Annotated in this window: 17 protein-coding genes; 9 read left to right on the top strand and 8 right to left on the bottom strand. The window is 62.8% G+C overall.

Annotated elements, in window-relative coordinates:
• The first annotated feature begins 15 nt into the window (after positions 1-15).
• Both SS05631_RS10140 and SS05631_RS10135 read left to right on the top strand, forming a co-directional pair.
• Positions 16-1,200 carry a hypothetical protein gene (locus tag SS05631_RS10140; RefSeq protein WP_037415733.1) on the top strand — a complete coding sequence of 395 codons (1,185 nt, stop codon included), beginning with the start codon at positions 16-18 and terminating at the stop codon, positions 1,198-1,200.
• Between the two features lie 21 nt (positions 1,201-1,221).
• Positions 1,222-1,908: a hypothetical protein gene (locus SS05631_RS10135; protein WP_037415736.1), complete on the top strand. Its 687-nt coding sequence runs from the start codon at positions 1,222-1,224 to the stop codon at positions 1,906-1,908.
• A 55-nt stretch (positions 1,909-1,963) separates the two neighbouring features.
• Here the strand turns inward: SS05631_RS10135 and SS05631_RS10130 are convergent, their stop codons facing one another.
• From SS05631_RS10130 to SS05631_RS10105, 5 genes are all read right to left on the bottom strand, one after another.
• Positions 1,964-2,317 (bottom strand): EF-hand domain-containing protein, encoded by a 354-nt coding sequence (locus tag SS05631_RS10130; protein WP_037415758.1) that lies wholly within the window; start codon positions 2,315-2,317, stop codon positions 1,964-1,966.
• A 114-nt stretch (positions 2,318-2,431) separates the two neighbouring features.
• On the bottom strand, positions 2,432-2,677 hold the full coding sequence (locus tag SS05631_RS10125) for a glycine zipper 2TM domain-containing protein (protein ID WP_037415739.1): 246 nt from the start codon (positions 2,675-2,677) through the stop codon (positions 2,432-2,434).
• Positions 2,678-2,952: 275 nt separating this feature from the next.
• The gene (locus tag SS05631_RS10120) at positions 2,953-3,627 is read right to left on the bottom strand and encodes a MerR family transcriptional regulator (RefSeq protein ID WP_037415742.1); all 675 of its coding nucleotides are present in this window, start codon (positions 3,625-3,627) and stop codon (positions 2,953-2,955) included.
• Positions 3,628-3,967: 340 nt separating this feature from the next.
• Positions 3,968-5,071: a hypothetical protein gene (locus SS05631_RS10115; RefSeq protein WP_037415745.1), complete on the bottom strand. Its 1,104-nt coding sequence runs from the start codon at positions 5,069-5,071 to the stop codon at positions 3,968-3,970.
• A 313-nt stretch (positions 5,072-5,384) separates the two neighbouring features.
• A complete protein-coding gene (locus tag SS05631_RS10105) occupies positions 5,385-6,101 on the bottom strand; it encodes a DUF899 family protein (protein WP_037415748.1) in 717 nt (238 codons plus the stop codon).
• A 183-nt stretch (positions 6,102-6,284) separates the two neighbouring features.
• Here SS05631_RS10105 and SS05631_RS10100 point away from each other — a divergent pair, with 183 nt between their 5' ends.
• From SS05631_RS10100 to SS05631_RS10090, 3 genes are all read left to right on the top strand, one after another.
• Positions 6,285-7,037 carry a pyridoxine 5'-phosphate synthase gene (locus SS05631_RS10100; protein WP_095677970.1) on the top strand — a complete coding sequence of 251 codons (753 nt, stop codon included), beginning with the start codon at positions 6,285-6,287 and terminating at the stop codon, positions 7,035-7,037.
• A gap of 121 nt (positions 7,038-7,158) precedes the next feature.
• Entirely contained in the window at positions 7,159-8,556 is a 1,398-nt protein-coding gene (locus SS05631_RS10095; protein ID WP_037415771.1) for a PLP-dependent aminotransferase family protein, read from the top strand.
• 170 nt (positions 8,557-8,726) lie between these two features.
• Positions 8,727-9,152, top strand: a complete 426-nt coding sequence (locus tag SS05631_RS10090; protein ID WP_037415801.1) for a DUF983 domain-containing protein — start codon at positions 8,727-8,729, stop codon at positions 9,150-9,152.
• Between the two features lie 4 nt (positions 9,153-9,156).
• Here the strand turns inward: SS05631_RS10090 and SS05631_RS10085 are convergent, their stop codons facing one another.
• The gene (locus tag SS05631_RS10085) at positions 9,157-9,768 is read right to left on the bottom strand and encodes a 2-hydroxychromene-2-carboxylate isomerase (RefSeq protein WP_037415774.1); all 612 of its coding nucleotides are present in this window, start codon (positions 9,766-9,768) and stop codon (positions 9,157-9,159) included.
• A gap of 149 nt (positions 9,769-9,917) precedes the next feature.
• Positions 9,918-10,805, bottom strand: a complete 888-nt coding sequence (locus SS05631_RS10080; protein ID WP_037415777.1) for an SDR family oxidoreductase — start codon at positions 10,803-10,805, stop codon at positions 9,918-9,920.
• Between the two features lie 154 nt (positions 10,806-10,959).
• Here SS05631_RS10080 and SS05631_RS10075 point away from each other — a divergent pair, with 154 nt between their 5' ends.
• Entirely contained in the window at positions 10,960-11,364 is a 405-nt protein-coding gene (locus SS05631_RS10075) for a helix-turn-helix domain-containing protein (RefSeq protein ID WP_037415781.1), read from the top strand.
• A 13-nt stretch (positions 11,365-11,377) separates the two neighbouring features.
• Here the strand turns inward: SS05631_RS10075 and SS05631_RS10070 are convergent, their stop codons facing one another.
• Positions 11,378-12,097, bottom strand: coding sequence for an aspartate/glutamate racemase family protein (locus SS05631_RS10070; protein ID WP_037415785.1), 720 nt, complete (start codon positions 12,095-12,097; stop codon positions 11,378-11,380).
• 221 nt (positions 12,098-12,318) lie between these two features.
• Between SS05631_RS10070 and SS05631_RS10065 the strand changes: the two genes are divergently transcribed.
• The 3 genes from SS05631_RS10065 (at position 12,319) to SS05631_RS10055 (ending at position 15,094) form a co-directional block, all read left to right on the top strand.
• Positions 12,319-12,783, top strand: a complete 465-nt coding sequence (locus SS05631_RS10065) for an Lrp/AsnC family transcriptional regulator (protein ID WP_037415789.1) — start codon at positions 12,319-12,321, stop codon at positions 12,781-12,783.
• 76 nt (positions 12,784-12,859) lie between these two features.
• Complete coding sequence (locus SS05631_RS10060) at positions 12,860-14,128, top strand: NAD(P)/FAD-dependent oxidoreductase (protein ID WP_037415792.1); 1,269 nt, start codon at positions 12,860-12,862, stop codon at positions 14,126-14,128.
• A 63-nt stretch (positions 14,129-14,191) separates the two neighbouring features.
• Positions 14,192-15,094 (top strand): aminoglycoside phosphotransferase family protein, encoded by a 903-nt coding sequence (locus SS05631_RS10055; RefSeq protein ID WP_037415795.1) that lies wholly within the window; start codon positions 14,192-14,194, stop codon positions 15,092-15,094.
• Positions 15,095-15,098 lie beyond the last annotated feature (4 nt).

The following is a 15,098-nucleotide window of genomic DNA, read 5'->3' as shown; positions in this document are numbered from 1 at the left end:
GGGGGCAATTGTGCGATGCATCCGCTTCGGAACGAGGCCCTCGAGTCTGGCGAGGCGCGTCTAGGTACGCGCTTCTGGATCTTCCCCCAGCCTCCTTTCCTCCCGGGTTACGAGGAACCGGATCGAGTTTGGCTGCCGATTTTGAGGGACGAGATCGGAGCGGGGCCAAGTGACGCGACGATGTATGTCATCGATCCGCTCTCCGAAAAGCAACCCTACGGCTTCGATCGCCTGCCGCCCTTCGACGGGCCGCGGCGCGCAGCACCGAAGCCGGGGCCGGACCGTCATTTTGACAATGTATCGCCGAGCTCACGTGAATTCCTGGCCGTGCACGCCTATGCCTGTGTGCACTTCGTTCTCGACATATGGCAGAGCTATCTCGGCCGGCCGGTTCGATGGTTCTTCGAGCAGACCTTTCCGCGTCTCGAGATCGTTGCCTTTGTGAATTGGGACAACGCACAGGCGGGTTACGGCTTCCTGGAATTGGGGTGCTCGGATACCGACGGAGTGCGACGGCCGTATGCGTTGAATTTCGATACGATCGCCCACGAAGTCGGACATCTGATCCTTCTGTCCGAAACCGGCGTGCCGACGATAGTCTCGCCCGAAGCTGACTTCTTTCCCTTTTCGGAGGCGTTTTCCGACGCTGTCTCGCTGATCTCGTTCCTCCATTTCGGCTCTGCCATTGACCGGCTGTTGCGACGAACGAGGGGCAATCTTCTCTTATACAACGAGCTCAACCGCTTTGCGGAAACCAGTCCCGAGACCCAGGTGCGGCTCGCCACCAATTTTCGCCGCATGTCGGAGGTGACCCGGGAAGTCCACGACCGCGCGCTCCCCTTCGTCGGCGCCATTTTCGATACGATCGTCGAGCTATATCACCGCGAACTGGTTGCCCGGGATTGCGCCGACAGCAGGCTTCTCGACCTCGACCTTCGCGCGTTGAGTCAGCGGGATTTCGATGAGTTCCGCGCAGCAACGGCCGAAGCCTTTCGGGTGAAGCCGTTGATCTTCGAGCTCGCTTTGGCCGCCGCGCGTGACACGGTCGGACAGGCGCTCGCCTCTTCATTGCGGACGCTCGATCCCACGACGATGCGTCTGGATCAGGCGGCAACAGCCGTCATTGCCGCTGCCCCTGGAGCGGCCGCGGAGGTGTTGGAAGCAAATTTCGCATGGCGCGAGATTATCGGTCGAAGGTGAGGCCAGGAAAAGGAGAGGAACATGAGCGATTGTTGCAATCATCCCGGCGTCGGCAACCAGGCGAAAGGCCTCGAGGCTCCACAATATGACGCTTACAATCCGAGCGAAGTGCGTCTTTATGGCCGCCCGGCTGTCTCTCTATCGATATTTACGCCCGAGGAAATCGGAAATATCGACCTCACTCTCGAAGAGGAACTGAGAGGTCGTGAGATAAATAGCGAAGATAAGAAACTTATCTCCGGCATCATCAGGCGTGTTGCCCAAAAGAAACTCATTGACCTGTTTCAGCAGCAGATAGTTTTGGCTTTAGTTGATGAGAACCAGGCGGAAGTCCTAAAGCTTACCGTCGAGATAAACATCCCGTCGCGAAATTTTCGCGGAGACGACAGTAAATACATAAAGAGCATTGGCGTGATTTATGGCTACGCCTATGAGGGACATTGCTACAAGCTGCCGAAGCCGCAGATCATGTATCTGCCCGCGGAGCCGAGAGAAATCATCGGTGGCGATTGTGGATGCGACTGCGGATATGTCCCGGAACTTGGCTACGCCGTTTGGCAGATTGACAAGCTCGAACGTGTCATTGCTCTCGACGTTCGCTCCGATGATGTAAAGACGCTGGTTCTCGACGAGAACATGCCTGGCAGCCGTTCGCCAATGGCCTATGCACAAACCATGGCGCTGGCGCCGGCCCGACACCGCGATTAAGGCATAGGACGGTACGTCCCCGGTCCATGGGAGCTGTCAGGCGGCGTTCGAGCCGCTATTCCAGGTTGCCGTCGCCGCTGCGGTCGGCTGCCTGGAAATCGGCCATGACCCTGTTCAGGAATTCGGTCTGGCTCACCCTGCCGTCGCCGTTCTTGTCGGTGGCGGCAAATTGCTGGGCGGTGAGTGCCTGCGCCACCTCGTCGGAGCGCAGGCTGCCGTCCTTGTTCTTGTCCAGGCTTGCGAAGGCCATCGTCATGAACGCCTGGTATTCGGAGCGGTCAACCGCTCCGTTTCGGTCACGGTCGAGGCGATCCATCTGACCCTGGTTCATTGCCGCCGACTGAGCCTGTGCGGGCGACACGAGCTGGCAAAGCGCGAGCGCCGTGGAAAGAGCGAGTCTTGGCAGCATGGCGACCTTCCGCTTCAGCATCTTGCGGCACGGCGGAATCGCCTGACGTCGCACAAATGCGGCAAAAACAAACAATAGAACTGGCGCCGGGAATGTAAGCGAGCGCATTCCGCTTTAATAGGCGCAGGTCAGGGCGTTGCCTGCCGCGCTGCCGAGCGTGGCACCGCCGCCGACGGCCCAGAGCTGGCCGGTGCCCGAACCGATGGTCGCGCCGACCACGCCGCCGACGATCGCGCCGCCGACGGTCCCGGCAATACAGCCGAATTCGCCGACGCCTCCCCTCTGGGATGTCGCAGCGGACTGGCACCCGGATAAGGCGAGGGCGCCAAAGACAATCAAAGTTACAGTAGGCTTGCTCATCTTCTCCTCCAAAATATTCGTCCGAATGCAATACGAATCGGCGGAGGCGCCAAACTTGGCGTCGGATGCAAATAAGCTTCTGAGTATGTCTCCCGAACTACGAGAGGCTCTTGTGTTCGATCAGAAGCAGCTCATTGACGAAACATGCAGTCTGTCGACGCAGCCGTCCGGAACTGCGCGCAAATACTACCGCCACGGACGGATGATGACAACTCTTTGTGGACTGCGGCCTTTCGGAGGGCGGGTCCTGGTGGAGCGGAATCGTGCCGACGGTGCTATTCCGACGCGATCATGCCGGCGAGCACGGCCTTCGCGATCGCCTGGAAGCGATTTTGCGCATCGAATTTGCGGATAATGCCGGACTCGAGCGCGAGAGCCGCGGTGATATCCATCTCCATCAGTTGCGCGATGCGGGCGGCGGCGTGCCCCTCCGCCATCAGGCCGAGGCATTCGCTCTCGATCGGCGACAGGTGGACGCCCCCGGATGCCGGATCAGCGGACCCGCCGGAGCCGTTTTCGAGCAGCTCGGCAATGCGTTGCATCTGCCGGCGCAGGATCGATTGCTGGGCCGCAAGCTCGCGCCGGCGCGAGCGAAGCGCCGTCTCGAAGATTTGGTTGGCCTCGGACTGGCTTCCGGCCGCGTCCAGCGCCGCCATCAGGTCCTGGATCCCGGCAACCGGCATGTCGATCTCCCGGCATGCGTTGATCACGGCCATGCGGCGGATATGGCTCTCGCCATAGACCCGCATCGGGCCCAGGCGTGCGGCGTTCAGCAGTCCCTTCTCTTCGTAGAAGTGCAAGGTGCGGTGCGTCACGCCGAAAGCCTCTGCCATTTCGGCAATGGCAAGCCGATCGTTCGAGCCTCTATAGGGGATAGGCAGCTTCGGCAGAAAGCCGCCGGTGCGAGGCGCCATGCCGGCCTCGGCATTCTTCCAAGAATCCTGTGGCATTTTCGCGCCCCCCGTTTCCGCGCCGTGACGAATGCGATCCGCCAATCGCACTGGCCACTACCGGCTGCCTCTCGGGGCACATCGTGCGCGCGGCACGACTTACTACAGACCAATGTGCTTGCCCTTCACCGGCCCGGCGCTTTGGAGGCGCGGGGGCCGCAGTGGTGGGCGGGAGCTCCTTCGCGCGCTCCTCGAACGCGCAATGCCCCAACGAGCAACCAGGCATTTATTTTCTAATGCACGAATTCACGGTAGGCGCGAATCGTCGAAATGAACAGCCCCAAAGTTGCGGGTAAAATCTTGGCGATGGTTGCGGGCAATTATAGTCCGATCGAGCTGCTCAGTGGCTGAAAAGCTCATTCTGTTTCTTCGAGGAGAGGATGAAGAGCGGTTCATCGCCTTTGAGCGGGGCAAGTTCCTGCTGGCATGTCCAGGCCTCCTGAAAGGCCTCGCGCGTCAGGAGCTTCTTGTAGCGCGCCGTCGTCACCATGCATCGCATCAATGTACTCTGCAGCCCCTCGGTGGCGGCGTGGGCGTAGATCTCGCCATTGAGAGCGAAAAACTGCGCTGCGAGCGAGGTGGTCTTGTAGAGGATGTCCGATTCATTGGCGAGCTGTTGCGCGCCGATGAACTCCTGGCGGAGCGGCACGCGCTCGCCATTGTGCGAAAGCGTGAGCCGAAGGCCGGGCTCGGGACTGTCGTGCCAGGCGACCTTGACGGAGAAGGCGAGCGCCGAATCCATGGAACCGGCCGGATGTGAAGTGCCCGCAACCTCTGCCGGGGCAAGGGTCCTGTGACGCAGCGCGGCTGCGCGCAACAGCGCGGCGAAATGTTCTGCGGTGCCATGCTCCCCGTCGATGACGAAACTTACCGACGGAAGTCCCCGGACGGCGGCCATCGGGCCGTTTGCGAGCTTGGCTTCTGCACCGAAGTCGAGCGCGACGTTCGGTGACGGCAGCGGCGTGAACAAAAGAAGCGGAAGCACCGTCAGCACAGCCCAGGGGGAGGAGAAGGGCGAGGGCTGCCATGCTGGGCGGCGCCTGGAAAGGCGATCTCGGGCATTCGTGGCCGGCTCCTCAAGGCGTTCCGCCGCAGGTTCACGCAGCCGGCGGTACTCCGGCACGTAGGTTCCCTTCGGAATGCTGATCTGCCATTCCTCGCCGGCCCCTTCGGCGTCATAGAAGCCTTTCAGCAATTTGCGCAGCTTTCCGGCGTGAACGCGCACGAGCGGATCGCTATCGGCATCGAAAGCCTGGCTGCGTCCGAAGACGTCGACCGCGATCGAATAGCCTTTCAATTGCCCGGCCTCGCCGGCGATCTCCTTCTCGACGACATAGGTGAGAAAGGCACGCAGCCGCTCGGAGCGCTGAAAGCTCTTGCTGTCGAGAATCCGGCCGAGCGCGGAGCGGATCGCCGCGTCGCAGGGCCTTTCGGCTGGCGTCATCAATTGCTCCGGAAGAAGCCGTGTCGAATGAAAAGCGGGCAACAATACCCTGATTCGGAATTTAAACCGAAAGAACGATGGTTGTCAGGTTTAGTAATACGAAATTGAGGCTTTTCTGAACGGCCGAGGCCGCGTACCTCTCGCGAAGGCGCGAGCGGCGCGGCCGGATGTCCGGATTAAATCGACCCGCCGTATGCTACTGCATATGTCCTTAAATCGGACTCGATTTAAGGACACAGACATGCAGCAACTCAAAGTGCTACAGCGACCTTTGCGCGTCTGATAAGACGCGCGGCGCTGCAGAGTGTGCAAGTTAACCGCGCTCAGCGCCGCGATATTCAAGCTTCGGATACCAATCGGCGCCGCGGCCTTCGGGCGTCGTGTCGAGCAGGTGCCACAACGGATCGGGGTCGGGTGCATCGCGCGGGTCCTGGCCAGGATCGGCCATTTCGCCGCTCATCTCGCCGCTCCAGAAATGCCGGATCGTACCGTCCCGGCGGGTGAAGACCGTGTAGCCGGGGACGTCCGCGTCCTCGGCGCTGACATAATCGCGGGTAAAGCTCCCCTCGCTATCGGAATAGACCTTCAGCTGGGTCCAGCCGCGCGCCTTCTTGGCCTCGAGGAGCCGCTCGATCGGTGATCGGGCGACCATCGCCAGAGCGATGCGTTGTTCGATGTCCGGCACTTTTCCCTCCCAGGCGGCCATGAGTGAGGTGCACATGGGGCAGGGCTTTTCGCGCTTCGGGCCGAACATGTAGCTGTAGATGATGAGCGTGTCCTTGTCCCCGAAGAGGTCGTCGAGCGTCACAGGACCGTTCTCACTTTCGAAAACGTAGGTCCGTGGCACTTCGCCACCCGGCGGCAGTTGCCGGCGTTGCGCGGCGACGCGTTCGATATGGCGGCGGAGTTCGATTTCCTCGGCGAGCAAAGCGTTGCGTGCCCGACGATACTCCGCACTCTCGTTCGGGAAGCGGGCGCGGTTCCTTGCGGCGAGTTCCGTTGCCGGGACGAGTGGGGCCTGCGTCGTCATGGTGCTCTCCTCCTTGAATGCTGCGATTGATAACGTTGATATCAACATATTTACGCGGTGTCAAAACTTCGCGACGAAGCCGTGCAAAGGCCGTTTCCGGTCTTGCAAAATCTGCGGTAGAACTGCGACGATCGGTTTGGTCGCCGACACCCGCCTTCCAGCTGTCGCTTTGAAAGTTTCAATATGCCCGCAAAGCTCTCCGTGAATCTCAATGCCATCGCCATGCTGCGCAACCGGCGCGATCTTCCATGGCCCTCCGTGACCGGGCTCGGCCGGATCGCGCTTCAGGCGGGGGCGAGCGGACTGACCGTGCATCCGCGTCCCGACCAGCGGCACATCCGCTTTTCCGACCTGCAGCCGATCCGCGACCTGATCGACGACGAATTCGCGGGCGCGGAGTTCAACATGGAAGGCTATCCCAACGAGGAGTTCCTGCAACTCGTCGAGCGACACGAACCGGAACAGGTGACGCTGGTGCCTGATGATCCCGCGCAGGCGACTTCCGACCACGGCTGGGACTTTCGCGAGAACCAGGCTCTGCTCGGCAAGGTCGTCGGGCGTCTCAAGAAGAAGGGCTTCCGCGTGTCGCTGTTTGCCGATGGGGATCCGGACGCCGAAGCGCTGAAAATCGCCAAGGAGACCGGGGCGGACCGCATCGAACTCTATACAGGGCCCTACGGCGGCTGCCACGACGATCCGGAGAAGGCCGAGCGGATCGCCGGCGAGCTCGGCCGCACGGCCGCGATCGCAATCGATCTCGGCCTCGCCGTCAATGCGGGGCACGACCTGACCGTCGCCAACCTGCCGCGGCTCGCCAAGCATATCCCGGCGCTTGCCGAGGTGTCGATCGGCCACGGCCTGACGGCCGACGCGCTGCAATACGGCATGGCCGAGACCGTGCGCCGCTTCCGCCGCGCCTGCGGGGAAGCCCTGTAAGCGGTCCACCGCATCGTAACGAGTTCGAGGCCCGCGGATTTATCCGCTTGGGTGCCGATAACCGCGTGCTTGCCCAACAAGCGCTTCCATGCAATATCCATACATTACGACGGAGGTTTGCATGGGTGGAAACCGCGAGGGTCTTTCATGGGTGCCGGTGCTCGGCAAGGCCCGGGGGCCGCTCTACCTCGACATCGCCGACCAGATCGCTGCCGACAGCGCGGCGGGGCGGCTGGCGGCCGGGACACGCTTGCCGCCGCAGCGGGCGCTCGCGGCCGCCCTTGGCATCGATTTCACGACGGTGAGCCGCGCCTATAACGAGGCAAGGCGTCGCGGTTTGATCGAAGGCCGCGTGGGGCAAGGGACCTATGTGCGGGCGCGGCCGAGAGGCACGGGCCGTTCGTCTCCGGGCGGACTCGTCGACATGAGCATGAACCTGCCGCCGCTTTTCGATGATCCGGCGCTTGCGGAACGAATGTGGCGCGATATCGCCGACGTGCAGCACGAGCAGGGTGTCGCTCTGCTGATGCGCTATCAACCCGTCGGTGGTGCCCGGGAAGACCGGGCGGCGGGGACGGCTTGGCTGAAGCCGCGGCTCGGCGAGGTGTCGCCGGAGCGGGTGCTGGTTTGCCCCGGGGCGCAAGGCGCGCTGCTTGCCGTCCTTGGCCTACTGGTGGCGAAGGGCGACATGATCTGTGCCGAGGCGCTCACCTATCCAGGTCTTCGTTCCGTGGCGGCCTATCTCGGCATCGAGGTTCTGGGCGTTGACATGGACGAAGAGGGCCTCGTACCGGAGGCCTTCGAGGCCGTGTGCCGCGAGCAGCGGCCCAAGGCTCTCTATTGCAATCCGACACTGCACAATCCAACAACCGCTACGCTGCCGTTGAAAAGGCGCGAGGCGATCGTCGCCATTGCGCGCAGACACGGCGTCGCCATCGTCGAGGACGACGCCTATGGGGCATTGCCCGCAACGCCGGTGCCGCCGCTTGCGGCGCTCGCACCCGACCTCGTCTATCATGTGGCGGGGCTTGCCAAATGTCTCTCGCCGGCCCTGCGGATCGCCTATCTGGTCGTGCCGAATCCGATAGCGGCCGGTCGCCTGGAGAGCGCCATTCGGGCGACGGCCGGAATGGCCTCGCCGCTTTCTGCGGCGGTTGCTACGCGTTGGATCGAGGAGGGGACGGCGAAAGCGGTGCTGTCCGCCATACGAAGCGAGGCGGGGCGGCGCCAGAAGATGGTTTCCGTCAGCCTGCCGGGCGCCGATGTTCTCAACGACCGCGAGGGCTTTCATCTGTGGCTGAGATTGCCGCCCCATTGGAGCCGCGGCGAGTTTGCCGCCCGGCTCAGGGCGGCGGGTATCGGTATCGTTGCGAGCGATGCCTTCGCGCTTTTGGAGCCACCGGAGGCGGTGCGTCTCGGCCTTGGCGCGCCGGAGACGCAGGCTGATCTGCAGCGAAGCCTCGACGTCATTTCCGAACTTCTCGCACAATCGCCCGCGGCGCTCAATCTCGTCGTCTGAGGACGCACTGCGTTTTTCTCGTGGCGCGCCTTTCGTCGTAAGCGGGCCGAATTGTCGCAGATGCGGATGCATACAATACCAGGAGTGTATGCTATGTATGCGCTGTGGAACGTCGGTCTCCATTGGCGGTTTGCCCACGCGCCCGAAGAGAATCTTGGAAAGGAAGAATGATGTCTTCAACCAATGAGTGGCCGCCCCTGTCGCCGCTCCATACGGGCCTCCGTGGCCGCTGCCCGCGCTGCGGGCAGGGGCATCTGTTCCAGGGATTTTTGAAGCTCCGGCCAGAATGCGAGGTCTGCGGCCTCGACTATTCCTTCGCCGACCCTGCCGACGGCCCCGCCTTCTTCGTCATTTGCTTTGCCTGCGTGCCGAGCGTGTTTCTCGGCGTCTGGCTGGAAGTGCAATACAGTGCGCCGCTTTGGGTGCATCTGCTCGTCACCGGGCCCTTCATGCTGTTGACCTGTATTCCGCCGCTAAGGCCGCTGAAAGGCTGGCTGGTCGCCAGCCAGTTCTTCTACAAGGCCGAAGAGGGCAAGCTGGTGCGCAAGCCAATTGCAACGCCCGCTGATGCGAAGGAAGGGCAGCGGGCGGCTTAAGCGTTCACCCCGGATTCCCCTGGTCCAGATTGTGCTGCCATTCGATGGCGTCTTCCAGCCGATCGTGACCCCAAAACAGCTCGCCATCCGCCACGAAGGAGGGCGTACCGAAGATGCCGATCTCCTTCGCCTCCTGAGTGGCGGCGTCTAGCGCCTCGGCGACCGCCCGTGTGCTCGCCTCCTCCAGCACGCGAGCAGGGTCTTGCCCCGCTTCCTTGATGCTCGCCGAGAGGTTTGGCTCGCTCCCGGCCGGCTCGCGGTCGACGAACCAGCGCCGGTAGACGGCGATGGCATAGGCGGGGCACCAGCCTTCCTGGGCGGCGAGCACCGCCACGCGGTTTGCTGCTGCGAGGTCGGCGAGCGGATAGGGGATCGGAAATCGCAGCGGCAAGCCGAACTTAGCGGCCCGCCGTTCGATGTCGCGCCACATATAGGCTGCCTTGAGCGGTTTGCCGGCGAAAGGGCCGTCATTCGCCTCGGCCTGGATTTCGGAAACGTCGAAGGGCCTCCAGCGAACCTCGACGCCGGCTTTTTCGGCGACTTCTGATAGCCGCATCACTGCGAGAAATGTGTAGGGGCTTCCTATCGAGAACCAGAAGTCGACCGGCGCCGTCATCGTCCTTACTCCCAATCCAAACCGGACCTCATGATAATGCCGCGCTGCGGCGAGAGGGTGGCGGATGCGGGCTTCGAGCAAAGACTGACGACGGGCTGGGCATGGAGGGCCCGGCTCGGGACGCCGGGCCGATCGCCATCGCGGCGATGCTACTGAACGAGCGCAGCCTTGTTTGCTGCGAGGAAGGCCGGCAGCCCGACCGGGGTTCTGCCGGTCAAGATGGCGACGTCATCGGTCACCAGGTCGAAATGACCTTCGCGCGTATTGGTGTCGAAGGAGACGAGGATCGGCACGAAGAAGTCCGGCAGCCCGGCTCCCTTGAGCCCGCCCGCCAGAGCCTCGTCGGAAATCTGGACGACCTCGAGCGGCTTGCCGGTGGCTTCGGCGACGAGGCCGGCGATCTCTGCGGTCGTCATCGCCTCTGTTCCGGTTAGCGTATAAATGCGGCTTTCCGTCGAAGCTGCTTCCAGCGCGGCGGCAGCGGCCTTGGCGAGATCGTCGCGCGCCACATGCGAGATCCGGCCTTCACCCGCCGACGAGAACCATTGGCCCGTCTGAAGCGCATGCGGCAGCGCCAGGAACAGGTTTTCCATGTACCAGGCATTGCGCAGGATCGTATAGGGAATGCCGCTTGCCTTGATGGCGTCTTCGGTGCCGAGATGGTCGGCGGCAAAGGGAATGACCGAGGTTTCAGGGTTGGGCATGGACGTGTAGAGGATGTGCTTGACGCCTGCCTTCCTGGCGGCTTCGACGGCGGCGAGATGCTGCTTCAGCCGCTTGCCCGGCTCGTCAAGCGTGTCGGTCGAGATGATGAGGATCCGGTCGGCGCCGGCAAAGGCCTTTTCGAGTGAGGCCGGGTCGTCGAAATTGGCGGCGCGGGTCTCTACGCCCTTGGCGGCGTAATCGGCGAGCTTGGCGGTATCGCGGCTGGTGGCGATGATGTCGGCGGGCTTCGTCTTGCCGGAGGCGAGAAGCGCATCGAGGACGAGTTTGCCGAGCTGACCTGCAGCGCCGGTTACGAGCAATCTCTGGGACATGATCTTCCTTTCACTTTGCTTTCCAGCTCCGCAATGCCTCGACCGGCCGATGTCGAATGCTGGTCTCTTTTTGAGAGTTGCTCTTATCCCGTAATCTGCTAAGAGCTGTAAAGGAGGCAGTTTTTTCTGCGAAGGTTACGGAAAGGGTACCGCCATGAACAAGGCGACCGGCAAGGTGAAGGGGAAGCGCGTCGCCCTAGTCGGCGGCGTGCCGCTCGACATCGACGACTGCCCGGTGCGGGATGTGATGGACAATATCGGCGGCAAATGGAATTCGCTGATGATCCTGTCGCTCGCCGACGGCCCGCTGCGCTTTTCGCAACTGCGCCGGCTGATCCCGGACATTTCCCAGCGGATGCTGACGCAGACGCTGCGCGATCTACAGCGTGACGGCTATTTGAGCCGCACCGTCTATCCGACACAGCCGCCGAGCGTGGAATACGGCCTCACCGATCTCGGCCGATCGTTTCTGACGATTTTGAGGCCGTTCGTCGACTGGTCACTCGAAAATCACGAGGCGATCCGCAACGCGCGGGCGGAGTATGACGCCGCCATCTAGGCGGCACCGAGGCTCAGGCGGCGCGGCTCACATTCCGCGAGTTCAGCGAGAACTCGACGGCGGCTGCGGCGTGGATGGCTGTGGAATCGAAGCCGGGCAAGGGCAGGTTTGCCGGATCAAGGATCAGGCAGATCTCGGTGCAGCCGAGGATGACGGCGTCGGCGCCATCCGCCTTTGCCTTCTCGATCAGCGCCACCAGCGCTTGACGCGACGTGTCCAGCACCTTGCCAGCGCAGAGTTCGTCGAAAATCACTCCGTGGGTCAGCGTACGTCCGTCTGCATCCGGCACGACCACGTCGATGCCGTGCGCCTTCATCCGCTCGGCATAGAAGCCGTGCTCCATCGTGTAGCGGGTGGCGAGCAGCAGCGGCCGGCGACTCCCGGCGGCCTTGAGACGAAGTGCGGTCTCGTCGATGATGTTGATCAGCGGGATCTCGACGGAAGCGGCAACCGCGTCGGCGATCAGGTGCATGGTGTTGGTGCAGATCAGCACGCAGTCGGCTCCGCCGGATTGAAGTGCGCGCGCGACCTCGGACAGGCGCCGGGCGGCCGCGTCCCAGCGGCCGGCCTTCTGCAGGTCGACGATTTTCTGGAAGTCGACGGAATGGAGCAGCACCTCGGCCGAATGCAACGCGCCCAGCCGCTCGCGAACCGCCTCGTTGACCATCCGGTAATAGACCGCCGAACTTTCGAAGCTCATGCCGCCGATGAGGCCGATCTTGCGCATTTCCATCAACTCGCTCCCTTTTTGCATCCAATTGCTGGAACTGAAGCCGAAAGGGCGCGTTGCCACTTTCCTATCTCGATCCAGCCGTAAGATTATGGCGCGACTCGGGTTGGATTTGTTTGCTTTGAGGGCTATCTAAAAGAGAATCATCAATAGGTTTTTGCGTCATTTCTTCAGTTCATGCAAGTTTCAGGCGTCGTTGTGGCATAGAGTGAGGAGTAAAGGGCGTGCTGGATGAGAGGGACCGAAAGCTGCTCACGCTTCTGCAGGAAGATGCGAGCGTTGCGATGGGTGATCTCGCCGAGCGGGTAAACCTTTCCTTATCCGCTTGCTCGCGCCGCATTGCGCGGCTGGAAGAGGCCGGCTATGTGTCCAGGCGCATCGTCGTTCTCGATCGCGAGAAGATGGGCGTGCCCACGACGGTCTTCGCGCTCATCAAGACTGCGCATCACTCCGATGAGTGGATTGAGACGTTCCGGCGCGCAATCAGCGACATTCCCGAAATCGTCGAGGCGCACCGGTTGACCGGCAACTACGATTACATCGTCAAGGTTGTCCTGCCGCGGGTCGAGCAATATGACATGGTCTACAAGCAGATCGTCCGAAAGGTGGAGCTTTTCGACGTTACCGCCTCGATCTCCATGGAAGTGCTGAAAAGCGGCACGGCGGTTCCGGTCCGTTACGCTGAGTAGGATGCTGCGGCGCGGGCATGGCGTGTCGGAAGCGCCGGTGTAATTTTGGATTTACCCAGCGAACGAGGCAGCGACGATGCAGGAAAGACATCACGTGGTGGTCGTGGGCGGTGGCTTCGGCGGGTTGCAACTGGTGCATGACCTCAAGGGCGCGCCGGTCCGCATCACGCTCATCGATCGGCGCAACCACCATCTCTTTCAGCCGCTGCTCTACCAGGTCGCGACCACCATTCTTGCGACCTCCGAGATTGCCTGGCCGATCCGTCATCTCTACCGCGATCGACCGGAGGTTACGACCCTGCTCGGCGAGGTGCAGGGCATCGACAGGGCGGCGAGGGCCGTGCGGCTGTCGAGGAGCCAGGCCATCCACTACGACACGCTGGTGCTCGCGACCGGCGCGACCCACGCCTATTTCGGCCATGACGAATGGGCCGCGGTCGCACCCGGGCTGAAGACGCTCGAGGATGCGACGACCATTCGCCGACGCGTGCTGCTCGCATTCGAGCAGGCGGAAGTCGAGGACGACCCTGCGAGGCGCGATGCACTGTTGACCTTCACGATCATCGGTGCCGGTCCGACAGGCGTGGAACTTGCCGGTATCATTGCCGAAATGGCGCACCGAACCTTGCCGGACGAGTTCCGCCGCATCGATACGCGTCAGGCCCGCGTGGTCCTCGTCGAGGCGGGGCCGCGCATCCTGCCGGCCTTCGCGGAAGAGCTTTCCGCCTATGCTATGGCCGCACTCGCGAAGCTCGGCGTCGAGGTGCGCACCGGAACGCCGGTGACGGACTGTACGGCGGACGGGGTCAAGATCGGCGACAGTTTCGTGCCAAGCTGCACGCTCGTCTGGGCGGCGGGCGTTCAGGCGTCTCCAGCCGCCCAGTGGCTCGGGATCGAGGCGGATCGTGCGGGCCGGGCGATGGTTGATCCTGACCTCACCGCACCGGGCAACGCGGACGCCTTCGTGATCGGCGACACCGCCGCGGTCAAGCAGGAGAATGGTATGCCGGTGCCGGGCATTGCGCCCGCTGCCAAGCAGCAGGGCGCCTATGTGGCCCGGGTGATCCGCGCCCGTCTCACCGGCCGGCCTTCTCCGGGCCCTTTCCGCTACCGCCACCAGGGAAGCCTAGCCACGATCGGCAAGCGGGCCGCAATCATCGACTTCGGCAGGATAAAGCTCAAAGGCGGCCTTGCCTGGTGGATCTGGGGCATCGCTCACATCTACTTCCTGATCGGCACCCGCAGCCGTTTCGCCGTGGCCTGGAGCTGGTTGTGGATCTATCTGAGCGGTCAGCACAGCGCGCGCCTGATTACGCAAAAGGAAACGATGCGCGGGGAGGGATAGCCTTGGGTTGCAAATCGATCGCTGCCAATGCAACCTGACTGCCCGAGGTAACAACGAGTGCCGATGGTCAACGCCTCCGAAAGCATCGAAATCGACAGCTCCCTTGTCAGGCGGCTGATCGCGGCTCAGTTTCCGCAGTGGGCGGACCTGCCGGTGCGACCGGTCCGGCATGGCGGCTGGGACAACCGGACCTTTCATCTTGGCGATGATCTCTCCGTTCGTCTGCCGAGTGCCGCGTCCTATGCGCTGCAGGTCGAGAAGGAACAGCGCTGGCTGCCGCAGCTGGCAGCGCACCTGCCGCTGCCGATTCCGGCGCCCGTCGCGATGGGGCGGCCGGGCGAAGGTTATCCCTGGCCTTGGTCCGTCTATCGATGGCGCTATGGCGAGATCGCCACGCATGCTCCGATCGCCGATCTGCCGGCCTTCGCGGCGACGCTCGGCGAATTTCTCGCCGCCCTGCAGCGGATCGACGCCGATGGAGGGCCGTCACCGGGGCAGCACAATTTCTTCCGGGGCGGTCCGCTGACCGTCTACGACCACGAAACGCGCTGGGCTCTCGATGCACTTGAAGGTCAAATCGACACAAATGCGGCGCGCTCTGTCTGGGAGGCGGCGCTTGCCGCCAGCTGGACGGGAAACCCGGTCTGGTTCCATGGCGATGTCAGTTCCGGCAACCTGCTCGTCGAAGGCGGCTGTCTCACCGCCGTCATCGATTTCGGCACGTCCGGCGTCGGCGATCCCGCCTGCGATCTCTCGATTGCCTGGACGATGTTCAGCGGCGATAGCCGCGAGGCGTTTCGTGCGGCACTTCCTCTCGACCGGGGAACCTGGGCGCGCGGCCGCGGCTGGACCCTGTGGAAGGCCATGATCGTTGCAGCCGAGATGCCGGGCACCGATCGTCTCGAAGTCGAAAAGTCGCGGCGCGTGATTGCCGAAGTGCTCGCCGATCACCTGCGGTACGGTTGATGGG

Origin of the sequence: Sinorhizobium sp. CCBAU 05631 (genome assembly GCF_002288505.1) — a bacterium.
Taxonomy (GTDB): Bacteria; Pseudomonadota; Alphaproteobacteria; order Rhizobiales; family Rhizobiaceae; genus Sinorhizobium; species Sinorhizobium fredii_C.
This window is presented reverse-complemented; position numbering and strand designations above follow the sequence as displayed.